Genomic DNA, 17,173 nt, shown 5'->3' with positions numbered 1-17,173 from the left:
GCCCGACTTGCATCGCGGCCGAACAGTCGGCAGCATCACGCTATCGATATCGCTCCTGGAAATGTTACGCGTGAAATTGCAACGCCGCTTCCCCACGTATTTTCGCACCGGCACGATGGCTGTCGGCCTGGCCGCGCTGGCCCTTAGCGGCTGCGCCTCGAACCGGCCCACGGCCGGCACGGGCATGCCGGCGGCACCGGGGCCTGCGGCCACGCAAGGCGCCGAAGCATCCGCCGCGTCGGCACCTGCGGTGGTGCGCGGGGCGGGCGGCTCAGCCGTGGCACCGGGTTCAGCGGCGGCGGCCGGCTCAGAGGTAGCCCCGGGCCCGGCGCCCGCAGGCGCCGCGCAGGCCGCTCCGGCGCCGCCCGCAGCAGCAAGAGCCAAGGACGCCTTCATTGCCGAGATGGCGGGCCGGGGCCTGGATCCGGTCGAAGTGGCGGCCGTGCTCGAGCAGGCCAGATACTCCGGGACGGTCGCACGGCTGGTGCTGCCCCCGGCCTCGCCGACCGTCCGCAGTTGGCCTCGATACCGGGCACGCTTTGTCGAAAGCCGCCGGATCCGGGAAGGCATCGCCTTCCAGCAGGAATACGCCCCCGTGCTCGCGCAGGCCGAGGCCCGCTACGGAGTGCCGGCATCGATCATCGTCAGTATCATCGGCGTCGAAACCTTCTACGGCCGCGTTACCGGGAATTTCCGCGTCATCGACGCGCTTACTACCCTGGCGTTCGACTATCCCGCGGGCGCCCGAAGCGACCGTGGTCCGTTCTTCCGCGAACAGTTGGCCCATTTCCTGACCTGGTGCAAGGAAACCGGCACCGATCCGTTAACGGTAAAAGGCTCATATGCCGGCGCCATCGGCTTGCCGCAATTCATGCCGGGCAGCCTGCGCCAGTTCGCAGTGGACGGCGATGGCGACGGCCGCATCGACCTGCTTGCCAGCCCTTCCGATGCCATTGTCTCGGTGGCCAACTTCCTGGTCGAGCACGGATGGCAACGTGGCCAGCCGGTCTTCCTGCCGGTGCACCTGCCAGGCGAGCCGGCGGCATTGGTCGACGGAGGCCTGAAGCCCACGCTGAACTGGTCTCAGCTGGAGGCTGCGGGCGCGCGGGCACGGCCCGTGGCCGACCTGCCGGAAAGCTGGACCGGGTGGCCTCTGGGAGTCATCGATCTCTACGACGGCGCGACCGGCAACACCGAGTACCGAGTGGCCGCTCCCAACTTCTTTGCGCTGACCGAATATAACCGCAGCTATTTCTACGCCACGTCGGTCGCCGACCTGGCGCAGGAACTGGAGCGCCGGACCCGGATGGCCGGCAACATGAGTCAGTTGAACACGCCGGTGGACAGGTAGCGATCGCCCCGGTCGCAGACGATGAACACGATAGTGGCGTTGCTGACGGTTTCGGCGATTCGCAACGCCGCAACCAGCGCGCCCGCCGACGAAATACCGCCGAAAATGCCTTCCTCGGCGGCGAGGCGGCGGGCCATGACCTCGGCCTCAGTCTGGGTGACATATTCCAGGCGGTCCACTGCCGATGGATCGTAGATCTTGGGAAGGTAAGCCTCGGGCCACTTTCGTATGCCGGGGATCTGCGAACCTTCCGTAGGCTGCGCGCCGATGACCTGGATGGCCGGGTTGCGGCCCTTCAGGTAGCGCGACACCCCCATGATCGTCCCGGTCGTACCCATCGCGCTGACGAAGTGGGTGACCTGTCCATCGGTATCGCGCCAGATTTCCGGACCGGTGGTCTCGACGTGCGCCAACGGATTGTCGGGATTGGCGAATTGATCCAGCACCTTGCCCTTGCCCTCGGCCTGCATCTTCATGGCAAGGTCGCGCGCATACTCCATGCCGCCCTGCGAGGCGGGGGTCAGGATCAGCTCCGCGCCGTAGGCCGTCATCGCGGCGCGGCGCTCCATGGAGAGGTTATCGGGCATGATCAGGACCATGCGGTAGCCGCGGATGGCTGCAACCAGCGCCAGGGCGATGCCGGTATTGCCACTGGTGGCTTCGATCAAGGTGTCGCCCGGCTTGATCTCGCCACGCGCCTCGGCCCGGGCGATCATCGAAAGCGCGGGGCGGTCCTTGACCGAACCGGCTGGATTGGAGCCTTCCAGCTTTCCGAGGAGGACATTGCCGCGCGCGGCGTTCTGCTCGCCCGGAATACGCTGGAGCCGGACCAGGGGCGTATTGCCTATGGTCTGTTCGATGGTGGGATAGCTTTTCATGCGCCCCATCATAATCCAGCCGATACGGTTTAGTTCTCTTTACCCTTACTGCGTGGGGGCATATTGACCATGACGGGCGGCGCATCCTTGCCCCCGCGCTCGAGCGTCAGCCCGGCCGCCCGCAAGCTTTGCAATCGCTTGGAGCCCAAACCGCGGACACGCTCGGCGAGGTCGTCGAACGACAGGAACGGACCGCCTTGCCGGCGCTCTTGGACGATGGTGGCGGCCGTCTTGGGACCAATGCCGCGTATGGACTCCATCTGACCCTGCGTCGCGGTGTTGACGTCCACGGCCTGCGCGCTGGCCAAGGCGCCGAGCCCCAGGCCCGCGACGACCGCGAAGCGGCCTGCGCAGCGGCGGGCGCCATGCCAGCGGACGGGCCGGGGATCGGGTTCGGCCAGGGTGGGATCGAGGAATGGATTCATGGCTGGGCTCCGAAGGAAAGTCGCGAGCGGCCGGCTGGCCGCATCGTGCCCTTGCTTGGCAAGGACAGCGCCAAGCTTGATCCCTGGAACCCGTCTCGTGTCGCCGCGGGCGGCGGGCGGTCCGAGCGGGAAAACGCGTAGACCGCGCCGGTCAGGCCGTCATGCCGCGCAGCTCGCGGACGTATTCCGATACTCCGGTCTGCACGTCCCGCATCGCTGCCGTGAAGCCTGCGGCGCGCAGCTGCGTGGTGTCGGCCTGGGTATAGCTCTGGTAGCGGCCTTTGAGATCGTCGGGGAAGTCCATGTAGCGGATCAGGCCCTGGGCAACCAGGTCTTGCAGCGGCAAGGCGGGCTCGCCCCTTTCTTCGCGCAGCGTGTTGACGACCGCCATCGCCACGTCGTTGAAGGGCTGGGCCCGGCCGGTTCCGCAATTGAACACACCGGCGACCGGCCGGCCCAGGAAGTGAAGATTGACCTCGACCACGTCGTGGACCGAGATGAAATCACGCTGCTGCTGGCCGTCGCCGTAGCCGTCCCATCCGCCGAACAGGCGCACATGCCCTTCGCGGAGGAACTGGTTCATATTGTGGAAGGCCACCGACGCCATCCGGCCCTTGTGCTGTTCACGCGGCCCATAGACGTTGAAGTAGCGCAGGCCCACGACCGGCGCAGCCAGCGTGCCCAGCCGGCGCCGCAGGACCTGGTCGAAAAGGAACTTGGAATAGCCGTAGACATTCAGCGGCTTTTCATTGCGCGGATCCTCGACGTAGTTCGGACCGGCGCCATAGACGGCGGCCGACGAGGCGTAGAGCAACGGAATCCGCGCGCGCTGCGCGTACTCGAACAGCTCGAGCGTGACCCGGTAATTGTTGTCCATCATGTACTGGCCGTTGCGCTCGGTGGTATCCGAGCAGGCGCCCTGGTGCAGGATGGCCTCTACCTTGGGCAGGCTGCCGTTCGCCACCCGTTGGCGGAAATCGTTCTTGTCCAGGTAGTCGGCAATATCGCAATCGGCCAGGTTCACGAACTTGTCGCCTTCCTGCAAGTCATCGACCGCAATGATGTCGCGTTCGCCGCGACCATTGAGCCCCTTGACCAGATTGCTGCCGATGAAGCCAGCGGCTCCCGTTACGATGATCATGGCAAATACCTCGTTCTAGATCGCCAGGCCGGCGCGCAACTCGGCCGGCGTGACGATCGATGTTCCCAGCTTGCCGACGACGATGCCGCCCGCCAGGTTGGCCCATCTCATGGCCGTATGCAGATCCAGTCCCGTCGCACGCATGACGGCCAGCGTCGCGATCACGGTATCGCCGGCGCCCGAGACGTCGAACACTTCCCGCGCCTGCGCTTCCACGTGATCCCGGCCCGCGTCGGTGTACAGCGTCATGCCCAGCTCGGAGCGGGTCACCAGCAAGGCCTCGAGGTCGAGCGCCTCCCGCAGGTGCTGCGCGCGCTCGGTCAATTGGGCCTCGTCGCGCCAGCGGCCTACCGCCTCGCGCATTTCGGACTGGTTGGGAGTCACGAGCGTAGCGCCCCGGTAGCGGCTGTAGTCGTCCCCCTTGGGGTCGACCAGCACGACCGCGCCCCGGGCGCGCGCCAGTGCGATCACATCCTGCACCTGGTCCAGCACACCCTTGGCATAGTCGGACAGCACAATCACGTCATGGTCGGCAATGTGCACGGCCACCCGCGCCGTCAACTCGGCCAGCACGCCCGGCGAAGGCTGCTGTTCGAAATCCACTCGCAGCAGCTGCTGCTGGCGGCCGAGGACACGCATCTTCATGGTCGTGGGCACCGCCGGATCGGCGACCAGGTCGGCCGTCACGCCCTCGTCCTGGCACAGACGCCCGATAGCCCGCCCGGAATCGTCGTCGCCCACTACGCCCACCAGCGTCACGTGCGCACCCAGCGCCGCGGCATTACGCGCCACATTGGCCGCGCCGCCCAGCCGGTCCTCGCTGCGCGACACCCGCACCACCGGCACGGGCGCCTCGGGCGAAATGCGATGCACCTCCCCGAACCAATAACGGTCCAGCATCACGTCCCCCACTACCAGCACGCGCGCCGCCGCGCGTTGCTGATCCGTAGGGAACCCTGCCATCATCGCGGTGTTCATGCGCCGCTCCCCGACCGCCGGCCATAGGCGGCCGAAAAGGAAGCCATGCCTGCTGGCAGGACGACACGACTACGGTCCGGGATGCGGCGCAGCCGGCTGCGCCGGTCTCCTCGCATCGCTTCCTGAGCGCACGTCGGCGCATAGGGGGAAGCCACTCTATCCATCCAGTTCTTCCAATCGTTTCGGTGCATAGGTTTCCCAGGCGTTGCAGCCGGGGCACTGCCAATGAAACCGCTTGGCCTTGAAACCGCAGGCCCGGCAGGCATAGCGGTCAAGGCGCTGGGTATGCTTGTGGATCAGGCTGCGCATCAGCACGGCGTCGTCGGCGGGCGTCCAGGGAGAGGCGGCGTCGGCCTGCGGATTGTTCAACGTGACGACATTGGCCGAGGCCTGCTGAGCGGCCGTGGATTGCGCCGCTTTCTCGCCCGAGACCTGGGCCTCGAGCAAACGGTCCAGGCCGAGCAGGGACGGATTGCGTTGCAGCGCGGCGCGGGCGAAATTCCACGCCTGCGCCAAGCCGCGCTGCCGGCGCAGCGCCTGGAATATGGCATTGAACAGATCGAGGGACGGATAGCGGGCGTAGTGGGCTTCCAGCTTCTCCAGCCCTTCGTTGATGGTGCCGCGGGCCTCGTGGTTCGCAAGGAATTGCTCGGCCACCAAGCCCGCGTACTCGGGATGAGCGGCCAGGATGGACTCCAGGTGCAGCCGCTGCGCCCGCAGGTCTCCTTCGCGCTTGGCCAGATCGGCGCGCATCATCGCGATGCGCACATGCGGCGCATCATCGCTGCCGCGGTGAGCCTGGACCGACGCGTGCGTCGCCGCATCCAGCGCCGCGTGGGCGGCCTCGGTATCGCCCGCAGCCAATGCCGCGGCCGCTTCCTCGCAATGGAAATGGACCGCCTGCGGCACCGGTTCGTCGATGAGACCCTGCAAGGCCTGGACCGCCTGGATGGCCTGGGGCCAATCGCGCTCGGTCTCGTGGATGCGCACCAGGGCGCGCAAGGCGTCCGGGGCGAAGCGGGTTCCTTTCAACTGATCGAAGGCAGCCTCCGCGCGGTCCAGCATGCCGGCCCGCAGGTAGTCCTGGGCCAGCGCATGCAAGGCCTGCTCCCGCTGGTTGTCCGGCAGGTCGGCGCGCTGAAGGAGGTTCTGGTGCACGCGTATGGCCCGCTCGATCTCGCCTCGGCGCCGGAACAGGCTGCCCAGCGCGAAGTGCAGCTCTATGGTTTCCGGGTCGAGCTTGGCCACTTCGATGAACGCATCGATGGCACGGTCATGCTGCTCGTTCAGCAGGAAGTTGAGCCCGCGGAAGTAGGAGTCCGGCAGACTCCGATGCTCGGAGAGCATCTGCCGGATGTCCACCCGCGCCGCCACCCAGCCCAGGCCGAACAGCAATGGGATAGCGATCAGCCACCAGGGTTCGAAATCCACGTCCGTCTATGCCTTACAGGGGAGTCATGGGAAGCACATCAGGCGGAGGCGGTGCATCGGTCGACGTCGTTGCCTGCCCTGCCTTGACCAATTCGAGCTCGCGCCTGAGCGCGGCGATTTCCCGGCGGCGGCGCATGACGCCGGGCACGGTCAGCAGCAGACCGAATATGGCTCCCAACACGAAACTGGCCAGCATGACGACGATCAACGGCACTTCGCTGATGAGATGGTCCGCGAAGAAATAGACGTTCACCCGGTCGGTATTCTTGAGCGCGAACAGCAGGACTACAACGAATACGACCAGCCTCAGCGCCCAGACGAGATATCGCATGTCGATGCTCCAGGTGGGAAAATTGGATCAATTGTAGAGGAAGGCCTAGCGGTGCGCGCCCGGCGCCGGCCCGGCGACGCATAACTAAAAAGCCCCGCGAGCCTGGCGGCTGGCGGGGCAGTCGATACCGGCCGACGATAGGGCCGGGAGTCAGTTCCCGGAAGGTTCATGCGCATGGGTGTCGACCCGCTCGCGCAATTCCTTGCCGGCCTTGAAGTGCGGCACCCGTTTCTCGGGCACCAGCACTTTTTCACCGGACTTGGGATTGCGCCCGATGCGCGGCGGCCGCTTGGACAGCGAAAAGCTGCCAAAACCCCGGATCTCGATGCGCTGGCCCTCGGACAACGATTGGGCCATGGCGTCGAGAATGGTCTTGACGGCGTAGTCCGCGTCCTTGGCAACCAGTTGCGGATACCGGGCAGCCAATCGGGCGATCAACTCGGACTTCGTCATGGAGTTCATGGAACCTCTTAGAACGCCGTACCGGGCAACTTGGTAAGCCTCCCCAGGGCACGGCGGATCCGGTTTTGCCGGTCCGCCAGTACCGCCCCCCTTCGAGGGGGGCGCGCGTCAGCGCGTAGGGGGTGATCAGCTATTTTCGCGCTGGTCGAGCTTGGCCTTGAGCAGCGCGCCCAAGTTGGTCGTACCCGACGAAGCGCTGGCATCGGACATGCGCTGGATGGCCTCGGCCGTCTCGGCGTTGTCCTTGGCCTTGATCGAGAGCTGGATCGAACGCGTCTTGCGATCGATGTTCAGGATCATGGCATCGATGTTGTCGCCTGCCTTCAGCACCGTCGTGGCGTCTTCGACGCGGCCCGAGGAGATCTCGGAAGCGCGCAGGTAGCCTTCGACGTCGACCGACAGGGTCACGACCGCGCCCTTGGCCTCGACCGACTTCACGGTGCCCTGGACGACGGCACCCTTGTCATGGGTGGCCACGAAGTTGTTGAACGGATCGCCTTCCAGCTGCTTGATGCCCAGCGAGATGCGTTCCTTCTCGGTATCGATGCCGAGCACCACGGCCTCGACCTCGTCGCCCTTCTTGAAGTTGCGCACGGCTTCCTCGCCGGACTCGCTCCAGGACAGGTCGGACAGGTGGACCAGGCCGTCGATGCCGCCGGGCAGGCCGACGAACACGCCGAAGTCGGTGATCGACTTGATGGCGCCGCGGACCTTGTCGCCACGCTTGTGGTTGATCGAGAACTCTTCCCACGGATTGGGACGGCACTGCTTCATGCCCAGCGAGATACGGCGACGGTCCTCGTCGATCTCGAGCACCATGACCTCGACCTCGTCGCCCAGGGTAACGACCTTCTTGGGATCGACGTTCTTGTTGGTCCAGTCCATTTCGGAGACGTGCACCAGGCCTTCGATGCCGGCTTCCACTTCGACGAACGCACCGTAGTCGGTCAGATTGGTGACCTTGCCGAACAGACGGGTGCCCTGCGGATAGCGGCGAGCCAGGCCGACCCACGGATCTTCGCCCAGTTGCTTGACGCCCAGCGAGACGCGGTTCTTTTCCTGGTCGAACTTGAGGACCTTGGCCTGGATTTCCTGGCCGACGGACAAGACTTCCGAGGGATGACGCACGCGGCGCCATGCCAGGTCGGTGATGTGCAGCAGGCCGTCGATGCCGCCGAGGTCGACGAACGCACCGTAGTCGGTGATGTTCTTGACGACGCCGTTGACGATCGCGCCTTCGTGCAGGGTCTCGAGCAGCTTCTGGCGCTCTTCGCCCATGTTGGCCTCGAGCACGGCGCGGCGCGACAACACCACGTTGTTGCGCTTGCGGTCGAGCTTGATGACCTTGAATTCGAGGGTCTTGCCTTCGTACGGGGTGGTGTCCTTGACGGGACGCAGGTCGACGAGCGAGCCGGGCAGGAAGGCACGGATCGCGTTGGTCATGACTGTCAGGCCGCCCTTGACCTTGCCGGTGATGGTGCCGGTGACCAGGTCGCCGGACTCGAGGGCTTTCTCGAGCTGCAGCCAGGCAGCCAGGCGCTTGGCGCGGTCGCGCGACAGCACGGTGTCGCCGTAGCCGTTCTCGAGCGCGTCGATGGCGACCGAGACGAAATCGCCTTCGGAGACTTCGAGCTCGCCCTTGTCGTCGAGGAATTCCTCGATGGGGATCAAGGCCTCGGACTTCAGGCCGGCATTGACCACGACGAAGTTATGGTCGATGCGCACCACCTCGGCGGTGATGACTTCGCCGGATTTCATTTCCTGGCGCTTGATGCTTTCTTCGAACAGGGCGGCAAAGCTTTCTTCGCCGGCAGGTGCTTGGGAAACCGAAGACATTGTTGATGTGTTACCGGGTTACGCACCTCATGGGGGCGGTCGAGACATTCGACCTGACACCGCACCAATCGGTGGAGTTGCTAAACCTCATTGCTGAGGGCCTGAATTGCTTGCTCTGAATGGCTTGCTAGGACGCATTCACGCCCGCGACGCCGATCGCTCGCGCCACCAGTCCATGACCTGCCCCACCGTCTGGTCTATCGTGAGGTGGGAAGAATCGAGCACCAGGGCATCGGACGCGGCAGCCAGGGGCGCGTTCGCCCGCTGCGTATCGCGCGCATCGCGCGCTTCCAGATCGCGCAAAAGGGTTAAGAGGTTAGCCGAAAAACCCTTTTCGATCAACTGTTTATAGCGCCGTTCGGCGCGCGCCTCGACGCTCGCCACCAGGAATATCTTGAGGTCGGCATCGGGAAAAACAACCGTCCCCATGTCACGTCCATCGGCCACCAGGCCGGGAAGACGGCGAAACGCCCGCTGGCGGTCGAGCAGCGCGGTGCGTACCGGCGCCAGCGCTGCAACCTGCGAAGCAAAATTGCCGACCTCCTCGCGGCGGATGTCGGCGCTTACATCGCGTCCTCCCATCCGTACGCTGCCGGGCTCGAACTGCACGTCCAGCGCGGTAGCAGCAGCCGCCGCCCGTTCCGCATCGTCCGGCGCGATCCCCTGCTGCAGGCACGCCAGGGCCGTCAGGCGATATAAGGCACCGCTATCGAGCAGATGCCAGCCCAGCATGCCGGCGACCCGCGCCGCAATCGTACCCTTGCCGGAGGCGGTGGGGCCGTCGATCGCAATCATGGGAGCTGGCACTCTACTCATTTACGCAACCTATTAAAGACATTTAAACGATCAATTTGGATCAAGCCTCAAGCCCGGGCAAAATGATAATAATTCTCAATAACCCAGCCCAAGGAGCTCGGCGATGGCAAAGACCTTGACCTTCGGCGGCCTGCACCTAGTCACCTCTTTCAGCGTCGCCTACATTATTACCGGGAGCATCGCCATAAGCGGTGCGGTGACCTTCATCGAACCGGCCGTCAATACGGTGGTCCACTATTTCTTCGACAAGTTCTGGGAAGGCCGCAAGCATAGGGAAACTGCAGTTCCGGCCGCCGTCCCGGCTCAGCTCCCTACCAGCCCGGCATAGACGTCGAAGTAGGTGGGGAAGGTCTTGCTGACACAGCCGGGGTCGAGGATGCGCAGTCCCACCGGGCCGAAGGCTGCCAGCGAGAAGCACATGGCCATGCGGTGGTCGTCCCAGGTGGCGATTTCCGCCGGCTTCCATGCCGGTGGCGGCGTCACGGTCAGGCTGTCGGACGTTGCCTGAACACCCGCGCCCAGCTTGGACAGCTCGGTCTGCATGGCATGGATGCGATCGGTTTCCTTCACGCGCCAACTGCCGATATTGCGCAGCCGGCACGGACCGTCCGCATACAAGGCTAGCACGGCGGCGGTCATCGCCGCGTCCGGAATCAAGTTGAAATCGGCGTCAAACGATTTCAGCCGCTCCCCATCCGCCACCCGGGCGCCCTGAGTCTCGATCCAGTCCAGCCCCATCTCCACCCGCGCTCCCATGGCTCGAAGCGTCTCGGCGAAGGCCACGTCCCCCTGGATGCTGTCGCGCCCCACTCCGGTGACGCGCACCGGCCCGCCGCCGATGGCCCCCAGGGCGAGGAAATAGGATGCCGACGAGGCATCGCCCTCGACCGGCATGTGTCCCGGCGAACGGTAGACTGAGTGCGCCGGCACCAAGAACCGGCGCCAGTCGTCGCGCGCCACCGTCACGCCGAAGCGGCGCATCAGGTTCAGCGTCATGTCGACATAGGGCTTGGAAATCAGCTCGCCCTCGACCTCGATGACGAAGTCGCGGCCGGCGGCCCGGGTCGCAAGCGGCGCTGCCAGCAGCAGCGCCGTCAGGAACTGGCTGGACACCGAACCGTTGACCTTGACCGGCCGGGTCAGATCCAGCTGTCCGCGGCCTATCGACAGAGGCGGATAACCTTCCTTGGCCTGGTAGGCCACCTGCGCCCCGAGCATGCGCAGCGCATCGACCAGATCGCCGATGGGCCGCTCGTGCATGCGCGGAACACCGTGCAGCGAGTAGTTGCCGCCCAGCATCGCCAGGGCTGCCGTGAGCGGCCGGATCGCCGTGCCTGCGTTGCCCATGAACAAATCGGCCTGATCCGTGCGAAACCGGCCGCTCCCCTCCACCAGCACTTCATCGGCCCGGGCACCGGGAGCTATCGAGACCCCCAGCTTGCGCAAGGCCGCCAGCATGACGCGGGTATCGTCCGAATCGAGCAGCCCTGTCAGGCGGGTCGTACCTTCGGCCAGCGCCGACAGCAGCAGCACCCGGTTCGAGATGCTCTTGGACCCGGGCAGGCCCACCGTGCCGCTGGCGCTGCGTGCGGGAGCCAGGTCCAGATAGGGAGGATGGCGAGGGTCGTCAGTCATGGCGCTCATTCGTTCGTATCGGGAGTTTCAGGCTGGCCTGCGCGCCAGCCGCGCCGGGCCTGCGACACCGATTGCAACATGGCCCGCAGCGCGTCCCCGTCGGCCTGACGGATCACGCGCTCGAACTCGTCCAGGGCGTTCCGTACCGCGGTGGTCTCGCGCATGATCGCGTCACGGTTTGCCAGGAAGATATCGCGCCACATGTCGGCCGAGCCGCCCGCGATGCGCGTGAAATCCCGAAAACCGCTGCCGGCCAGGTCGAGCCGCAACGCCGCATCGCCCGCACCCAGGACCTGGGCCATGTAGGCGAACGCGAGCAAGTGCGGCACATGGCTGACCGAAGCCAGCACCGTATCGTGCTCGTCCGCCTCCATGCTGCGAACTACGGCGCCGCAGTACTGCCACGCCCGTTCGACCAGTTGCACCGACGGCGCGGCGTTCTCGGCCAACGGGGTAAGAATGACGGTGCGGCCCTCGTACAGCTCGGGAAAAGCAGCCGCCGGGCCGCTGCGCTCGCTGCCGGCAATAGGATGGCCAGGCACGAACTGCGCGATGCGCGGCCCCAGCACCTCGCGGGCCGCCGTCACCACATCGGCCTTGGTGCTGCCAGCGTCCGTGACGACGGCGTGGCCGGCAAGATGCGGGGCCAAGGCCTCCAGCGTCTGCCGGGTGGCGCCGACCGGCACTGCCATCAGGATGAGATCGGCACGGGCAGCTTCCTCGATGCCCACGGCGCGGTCCACGAGGCCCAGCCGGCATGCCTGCTCCAGCGACGCGCGCTGGCGCCCGACGCCCCAGACCTCGCCGACCTGGCCCGCACGCCGCAACGCCGCGGCGAACGAGCCGCCGATCAGGCCCACGCCCACGACGGCCAGCACCGGCACCAGCGGGCGTGCGGCGCCGGCCGTATGGACAGGCGTCATCGATCCCGACCCGCTCAAGGCGCTACCGGGTACGACCCCAGCACCTTGAAGAAAGCCACGCGGGCCTGCAGCGCAGCCAGCGCCTTGGCGACCTTCGGATCGTCCCTGTGGCCTTCGATATCCACGTAGAAATAGTATTCCCACTGGCCGGTGCGGGCCGGGCGGGATTCGAACCGGGTCATCGACACCCCGTTTTCGGCCAGGGGCGCCAGCATGCGGTAGACCGCTCCGGCCTCGTTGGGCACTGCCAGGATGAGGCTGGTCTTGTCGCGTCCCGAGGGCGTGGTCTCGAGGTGGCCGATGGCGAGGAAACGAGTACGGTTGTGGGGGTCGTCCTGAATGCCCGCCGCGACGATCTTGAGCTCCCAGCGCTCGGCCGCCTGCTCGCTGGCGATCGCCGCCACGGTCGGATCCTCCGAGGCCAGGCGTGCCGCCTCGGCGTTGCTGGCCGCGGACGCCCGCGCCAGTTCGGGATGATGATCCGACAGCCATCCCTGGCACTGCGCCAGCGACTGCGGGTGCGAACGAATGACGGTGACGCCGTCCAGCGTGCCGCTCCGGGTCATCAGGCATTGCACGACCGGGACCGACCTTTCGCCCAGCACTTTCACCGGGGAGGTCAGCAGCAGGTCGAGCGTGCGGTTGACCGCGCCTTCGTTGGAGTTTTCCAGCGGCACGATGCCGAAGTCCGCGCGCCGCGTCTCTACCGAGCGGAATACCTCATCGATCGTCCCGCACGAAACCGGCTCGACCGAATGGCCGAAATGCGCAAGCACGGCCAGCTCCGAATAGGTGCCTTGCGGACCGAGGTAGGCCACGCGCGCCGGCTGCTCCAGCGCGCGGCACGCCGACATGATCTCGGTCCATATCGCCGACAGCGCCTGAGGCGGCAGCGGACCCCCGTTCAACTCTTGCAGGCGGCGGATGATCTGCGCCTCGCGCTCGGGCCGGAACACGGCACCTGCATGGTGCTCCTTGGCCTGCCCTACTGCCTGGGCCGTACGCGCGCGCTCGGACAGCAGCTCCAGCACCTGCGTGTCGATGGCATCGATGCGCTCGCGCAACGGCGCGAGCTTCTTCTGCAGATCGTCATCCATGGCTGCGCTCGAATTCCTTCATGAAGTCCACCAGCGCCTGCACGCCTTCGAACGGCATGGCGTTATAAATGGACGCCCGCATGCCGCCTACGCTCTTGTGCCCCTTCAGCTGGAGCAAACCGGAACGCTCGGCGGCCTGCAGGAACTCCCCATTCAGCGATTCGTCATGCAGCATGAAGGGCACGTTCATACGCGAACGGACCGGACGGTGCACGGGGTTGCGGTAGAAGTCCGTCGTATCGAGGTAGTCGTACAGCAACCGGGCCTTGGCCTTGTTGCGCGACTCCATCCCGGTTACCCCGCCCTGCTGCTTGAGCCACTTGAAAACCAGCCCGGCGACGTAGATCGCATAGGTGGGCGGCGTATTGAAGCGAGAGCGGTTCTCGGCGACGAGCGCATAGTCGAACGCGGAGGGGCAGATGGGCAGCGCACTGCCCAGCAGATCCTTTCTGACAATGACGATCGTCAGGCCGGCCGGCCCGATGTTCTTCTGCGCGCCGGCATAGACCAGTCCGGCCCGCTTCACGTCCATGGGACGTGACAGGATGTGCGAAGACGCGTCCACCGTAAGCACCGCCTGCGGCACGCCCAGCTCGGCCGGATCGGGCCAGTCCATGAACTCGACACCGCCTATCGTCTCGTTGCTGCACAGGTGCACGTAGCTGGCTTGCGGCCGCACCTTCCACGACATGGGGTCCGGCATGTAGGTCCACGGACCTTGCTGCGAGCCATCCAGTTCGGCCGGCTGCTCGGCCGTGGCGGCTACCGCGATATCGCCATAGCGCTGGGCTTCCTTGTATGACTTGACCGACCACGACCCGCTCAATACGAAATCAGCGGCATGCGCCTCGCGACGGCCGATCAGGTTCATCGGCACGATGGCGTTTTCGCCCAGCCCGCCGCCCTGCAGGAACAGCACCGCATAGTCCTGCGGCACGTCGAGCAGCTCGCGCAGGTCGGCCTCGGCCTCGTCGCAGATCTGCTCGAACTGCTTGCCGCGATGGCTCATTTCCATGACCGACATGCCGCTGCCGTGCCAGTCCAGCATTTCGGCGGCTGCCTGCTGCAAGACGGCCTCGGGCAAGACGGCCGGGCCGGCCGAGAAGTTGTAGGGTCGCTTCATTGCTGCTGCCGTTTATTCCGTCTCGCTGGAAGAAGGAGCCTCGGGTGCGGCCTCGTCGCCGTTGTCCCCGGGCTCTTCGGTATCGGACTCCACCACCCGCTGGACACCAGACAGGCGCGTGCCTTCGTCGACGTTGATCAGCGTGACGCCTTGCGTGGCACGTCCCATTTCGCGGATTTCGCTCACGCGCGTACGAACCAGCACGCCGCCCGTGGTGATCAACATGATTTCGTCTGCCGGATCCACCAGGACGGCGCCCACCACCTTGCCATTGCGCTCGGTGGTCTGGATGGCGATCATGCCTTTGGTGCCGCGCCCATGGCGGGTGTACTCGCCGATGGGCGTGCGCTTGCCGTAGCCGTTCTCGGTGGCGGTCAGCACGCTCTGGCTTTCGTTTTCGGCCACCAGCAGCGCGATCACCGTATGCGATTCTTCCAGCATCATGCCGCGCACGCCGCGCGCGGTGCGGCCCATGGGACGTACGTCGTTCTCGTCGAAGCGCACCGCCTTGCCGGCGTCGGAGAACAGCATCACGTCGTGCTTGCCGTCGGTGAGCGACGCACCGATCAGGTAATCGCCCTCGTCCAGGTCGACCGCGATGATGCCCGCCTTGCGCGGGTTCGAGAAGTCCGATAGGGGCGTCTTCTTGACCGTGCCTTTGGCCGTGGCCATGAATACGTACTGATCTTCGCTGTACGCCTTGACGGTCAGCACTACCGTGATTTTCTCGCCTTCGGACAGCGGGAACATGTTGACGATGGGCTTGCCGCGCGAGGTTCGCGTACCTTGCGGAACCTCCCAGACCTTGAGCCAGTACACCCGGCCGCGGTTGCTAAAGCACAGGATGGAATCGTGCGTATTGGCAATGAACAACTGGTCGATCCAGTCGTCTTCCTTGGTCGCCGTAGCCTGCTTGCCCCGGCCTCCGCGTTTCTGGGCGCGGTATTCGGACAACGGCTGGCTCTTGATATAGCCCGAATGGGAAAGCGTCACGACCATATCGGTGGGCGTGATCAGATCTTCTGTGTCGAGCTCGGTCGCATTCAGCTCGATGTGCGAGCGGCGCGTATCCTTGGCGTCGGTGCCGAACTCCGCCTTGATGGCCGAGAGTTCGTCGCCGATGATCGTGGTGACGCGCTCGGGCTTGGCCAGGATGTCGAGCAGGTCGGCGATGTTGGCCATCACGTCCTTGTACTCGCCTACGATCTTGTCCTGCTCCAGGCCGGTCAGGCGCTGCAGCCGCATGTTCAGGATTTCCTGCGCCTGCGTTTCGCTCAGGCGGTAGAGACCGTCTTGCTGCATGCCGTAACCGGCCGGAAGACCCTCGGGCCGGAAAGCCTCGCGGCCACCGGCCGTCTCGGTTTCGGCTCGCGACAGCATCTCCCGCACCAGCGAGGAATCCCAGGCCCGCGCCATCAATTCCTGGCGCGCGATGGGTGGCGTGGGCGCCGCCTTGATGATGGCGATGAAGTCGTCGATATTGGCCAGCGCCACCGCCAGGCCCTCGAGCACGTGGCCGCGCTCGCGCGCCTTGCGCAGCTGGAACACGGTGCGGCGGGTCACCACTTCGCGGCGATGCGCCAGGAAGTACTCGACCATGTGCTTGAGGTTCAGCAAGCGCGGCTGGCCGTCGACCAATGCCACCAGGTTCATCCCGAAGGTGTCCTGCAGCTGGGTATTCTTGTACAGATTGTTGAGGACGACCTCGGGCACTTCGCCGCGCTTGAGCTCGATCACGACCCGCATGCCGTCCTTGTCGGACTCGTCGCGGATGTCGGAGATGCCCTCCATTTTCTTTTCGTTGACCAGCTCGGCGATCCGCTCGAGCAGCGACCGCTTGTTGACCTGGTACGGGATCTCGTCGACGACGATGGCCTGCCGGCCATTCTTGTCGACGTCCTCGAAATGGGTCTTGGCGCGCATGACCACCCGGCCCCGTCCCGTGCGATAGCCCTCCCGCACGCCCGACATGCCGTAGATGATGCCCCCGGTGGGGAAGTCCGGCGCGGGGATGATCTCGATCAGCTCGTCGACGGTGCACTCGGGATTGCGCAGGCAATACAGACAGCCGTCCACCACCTCGGCCAGGTTGTGCGGCGGAATGTTGGTCGCCATGCCCACCGCGATGCCCGAGCTGCCGTTGACCAGCAGGTTGGGCAATCGCGTGGGCAGCAACAGCGGTTCTTTCTCGCTGCCGTCGTAGTTGGGGCCGAAGTCGACGGTTTCCTGGTCGATGTCGGCCAGCAGCTCGTGCGCGATCTTGGCCAGGCGGATCTCGGTATAGCGCATGGCCGCGGCGCCGTCGCCGTCGACCGAGCCGAAGTTGCCCTGGCCGTCGACGAGCATGTAGCGCAACGAGAACGGCTGCGCCATGCGCACGATGGTGTCGTACACCGCCTGGTCGCCGTGGGGGTGGTACTTACCGATGACGTCGCCGACGATACGGGCGGACTTCTTGTACGCGCGGTTCCAGTCGTTGTTGAGTTCGTGCATGGCGTACAGCACGCGCCGGTGCACCGGCTTGAGACCGTCCCGGACGTCGGGAAGCGCGCGGCCCACGATCACGCTCATGGCGTAATCGAGATAGCTGCGGCGCATCTCTTCTTCAAGAGAGATCGGTAGTGTTTCCTTGGCGAAGGAATCCATGGGCAAGCTGCATCAAGAGGTGTTGTCGCGCCCCGCGACCGCACGGCACGCCCGGCCCGAGAGGGAACGAGACGGCCTGCAGGCGCGGATCCGCGGGGGA

Annotated in this window: 16 protein-coding genes; 2 read left to right on the top strand and 14 right to left on the bottom strand. The window is 65.6% G+C overall.

All coding sequences use genetic code 11. The features are described from left to right. Window positions 1-70: 70 nt before the first annotated feature. On the top strand, window positions 71-1,351 hold the full coding sequence (gene mltB, locus QHC78_RS17810; protein WP_319746935.1) for a lytic murein transglycosylase B: 1,281 nt from the start codon (window positions 71-73) through the stop codon (window positions 1,349-1,351). Here the strand turns inward: mltB and cysM are convergent. The 9 genes from cysM to cmk form a co-directional block, all read right to left on the bottom strand. Then, entirely contained in the window at window positions 1,324-2,229 is a 906-nt protein-coding gene (cysM, locus tag QHC78_RS17805; RefSeq protein ID WP_319746932.1) for a cysteine synthase CysM, read from the bottom strand. The two genes, mltB and cysM, sit on opposite strands and share 28 nt — an antisense overlap. Before the next feature lie 29 nt (window positions 2,230-2,258). Then, window positions 2,259-2,654, bottom strand: a complete 396-nt coding sequence (locus QHC78_RS17800; RefSeq protein ID WP_319746929.1) for a ComEA family DNA-binding protein — start codon at window positions 2,652-2,654, stop codon at window positions 2,259-2,261. 151 nt (window positions 2,655-2,805) lie between these two features. Beyond that, the gene (rfaD, locus tag QHC78_RS17795; RefSeq protein ID WP_319746927.1) at window positions 2,806-3,795 is read right to left on the bottom strand and encodes an ADP-glyceromanno-heptose 6-epimerase; all 990 of its coding nucleotides are present in this window, start codon (window positions 3,793-3,795) and stop codon (window positions 2,806-2,808) included. 15 nt (window positions 3,796-3,810) lie between these two features. Further along, a complete protein-coding gene (rfaE1, locus tag QHC78_RS17790; RefSeq protein WP_413816487.1) occupies window positions 3,811-4,758 on the bottom strand; it encodes a D-glycero-beta-D-manno-heptose-7-phosphate kinase in 948 nt (315 codons plus the stop codon). A gap of 171 nt (window positions 4,759-4,929) precedes the next feature. Beyond that, a complete protein-coding gene (gene lapB, locus QHC78_RS17785) occupies window positions 4,930-6,204 on the bottom strand; it encodes a lipopolysaccharide assembly protein LapB (protein WP_319746923.1) in 1,275 nt (424 codons plus the stop codon). Window positions 6,205-6,217: 13 nt separating this feature from the next. Next, window positions 6,218-6,535 carry a LapA family protein gene (locus tag QHC78_RS17780; protein ID WP_319746921.1) on the bottom strand — a complete coding sequence of 106 codons (318 nt, stop codon included), beginning with the start codon at window positions 6,533-6,535 and terminating at the stop codon, window positions 6,218-6,220. A 150-nt stretch (window positions 6,536-6,685) separates the two neighbouring features. Further along, window positions 6,686-6,988, bottom strand: coding sequence for an integration host factor subunit beta (locus tag QHC78_RS17775; RefSeq protein ID WP_319747037.1), 303 nt, complete (start codon window positions 6,986-6,988; stop codon window positions 6,686-6,688). Between the two features lie 135 nt (window positions 6,989-7,123). Continuing rightward, complete coding sequence (gene rpsA, locus QHC78_RS17770) at window positions 7,124-8,833, bottom strand: 30S ribosomal protein S1 (RefSeq protein WP_319746918.1); 1,710 nt, start codon at window positions 8,831-8,833, stop codon at window positions 7,124-7,126. A gap of 138 nt (window positions 8,834-8,971) precedes the next feature. Continuing rightward, on the bottom strand, window positions 8,972-9,649 hold the full coding sequence (gene cmk / locus QHC78_RS17765) for a (d)CMP kinase (RefSeq protein WP_319746915.1): 678 nt from the start codon (window positions 9,647-9,649) through the stop codon (window positions 8,972-8,974). Between the two features lie 103 nt (window positions 9,650-9,752). On the opposite strand from cmk, the gene QHC78_RS17760 reads away from it, so the two are divergent. Continuing rightward, entirely contained in the window at window positions 9,753-9,977 is a 225-nt protein-coding gene (locus QHC78_RS17760; protein WP_319746913.1) for a DUF2061 domain-containing protein, read from the top strand. Here the strand turns inward: QHC78_RS17760 and aroA are convergent. From aroA to gyrA, 5 genes are read right to left on the bottom strand one after another with little or no spacing between them, the layout of a single operon-like run. Next, window positions 9,953-11,284, bottom strand: a complete 1,332-nt coding sequence (aroA, locus tag QHC78_RS17755) for a 3-phosphoshikimate 1-carboxyvinyltransferase (RefSeq protein WP_319746912.1) — start codon at window positions 11,282-11,284, stop codon at window positions 9,953-9,955. The two genes, QHC78_RS17760 and aroA, sit on opposite strands and share 25 nt — an antisense overlap. A gap of 5 nt (window positions 11,285-11,289) precedes the next feature. Then, window positions 11,290-12,207 carry a prephenate dehydrogenase gene (locus QHC78_RS17750; RefSeq protein WP_319746910.1) on the bottom strand — a complete coding sequence of 306 codons (918 nt, stop codon included), beginning with the start codon at window positions 12,205-12,207 and terminating at the stop codon, window positions 11,290-11,292. A gap of 14 nt (window positions 12,208-12,221) precedes the next feature. Then, on the bottom strand, window positions 12,222-13,304 hold the full coding sequence (gene pheA / locus QHC78_RS17745; RefSeq protein WP_319746908.1) for a prephenate dehydratase: 1,083 nt from the start codon (window positions 13,302-13,304) through the stop codon (window positions 12,222-12,224). Continuing rightward, window positions 13,297-14,427, bottom strand: coding sequence for a 3-phosphoserine/phosphohydroxythreonine transaminase (gene serC / locus QHC78_RS17740; RefSeq protein ID WP_319746906.1), 1,131 nt, complete (start codon window positions 14,425-14,427; stop codon window positions 13,297-13,299). Before serC ends, pheA begins: the two co-directional genes overlap by 8 nt. Before the next feature lie 12 nt (window positions 14,428-14,439). Further along, window positions 14,440-17,073 (bottom strand): DNA gyrase subunit A, encoded by a 2,634-nt coding sequence (gene gyrA / locus QHC78_RS17735; protein WP_319746905.1) that lies wholly within the window; start codon window positions 17,071-17,073, stop codon window positions 14,440-14,442. Window positions 17,074-17,173 lie beyond the last annotated feature (100 nt).

Origin of the sequence: Pigmentiphaga sp. (assembly GCF_033795525.1) — a bacterium.
Classification (GTDB): domain Bacteria; phylum Pseudomonadota; class Gammaproteobacteria; order Burkholderiales; family Burkholderiaceae_B; genus Pigmentiphaga.
The sequence above is the reverse complement of the archived record's forward strand: the minus strand, read 5'-3'. Positions and strand labels throughout refer to the sequence as shown.

Bases quoted from the DNA above. Each gene is read 5' to 3' on its own strand.
- QHC78_RS17775 (WP_319747037.1), bottom strand. From the start codon at position 6,988: ATGACGAAGTCCGAGTTGATCGCCCGATTGGCTGCCCGGTATCCGCAA.
- cmk (WP_319746915.1), bottom strand. From the start codon at position 9,649: ATGAGTAGAGTGCCAGCTCCCATGATTGCGATCGACGGCCCCACCGCC.
- rfaD (WP_319746927.1), bottom strand. From the start codon at position 3,795: ATGATCATCGTAACGGGAGCCGCTGGCTTCATCGGCAGCAATCTGGTC.
- gyrA (WP_319746905.1), bottom strand. From the start codon at position 17,073: ATGGATTCCTTCGCCAAGGAAACACTACCGATCTCTCTTGAAGAAGAG.
- QHC78_RS17780 (WP_319746921.1), bottom strand. From the start codon at position 6,535: ATGCGATATCTCGTCTGGGCGCTGAGGCTGGTCGTATTCGTTGTAGTC.
- cysM (WP_319746932.1), bottom strand. From the start codon at position 2,229: ATGAAAAGCTATCCCACCATCGAACAGACCATAGGCAATACGCCCCTG.
- serC (WP_319746906.1), bottom strand. From the start codon at position 14,427: ATGAAGCGACCCTACAACTTCTCGGCCGGCCCGGCCGTCTTGCCCGAG.
- QHC78_RS17760 (WP_319746913.1), top strand. From the start codon at position 9,753: ATGGCAAAGACCTTGACCTTCGGCGGCCTGCACCTAGTCACCTCTTTC.
- aroA (WP_319746912.1), bottom strand. From the start codon at position 11,284: ATGACTGACGACCCTCGCCATCCTCCCTATCTGGACCTGGCTCCCGCA.
- QHC78_RS17750 (WP_319746910.1), bottom strand. From the start codon at position 12,207: ATGACGCCTGTCCATACGGCCGGCGCCGCACGCCCGCTGGTGCCGGTG.
- QHC78_RS17800 (WP_319746929.1), bottom strand. From the start codon at position 2,654: ATGAATCCATTCCTCGATCCCACCCTGGCCGAACCCGATCCCCGGCCC.
- rpsA (WP_319746918.1), bottom strand. From the start codon at position 8,833: ATGTCTTCGGTTTCCCAAGCACCTGCCGGCGAAGAAAGCTTTGCCGCC.
- rfaE1 (WP_413816487.1), bottom strand. From the start codon at position 4,758: ATGGCAGGGTTCCCTACGGATCAGCAACGCGCGGCGGCGCGCGTGCTG.
- pheA (WP_319746908.1), bottom strand. From the start codon at position 13,304: ATGGATGACGATCTGCAGAAGAAGCTCGCGCCGTTGCGCGAGCGCATC.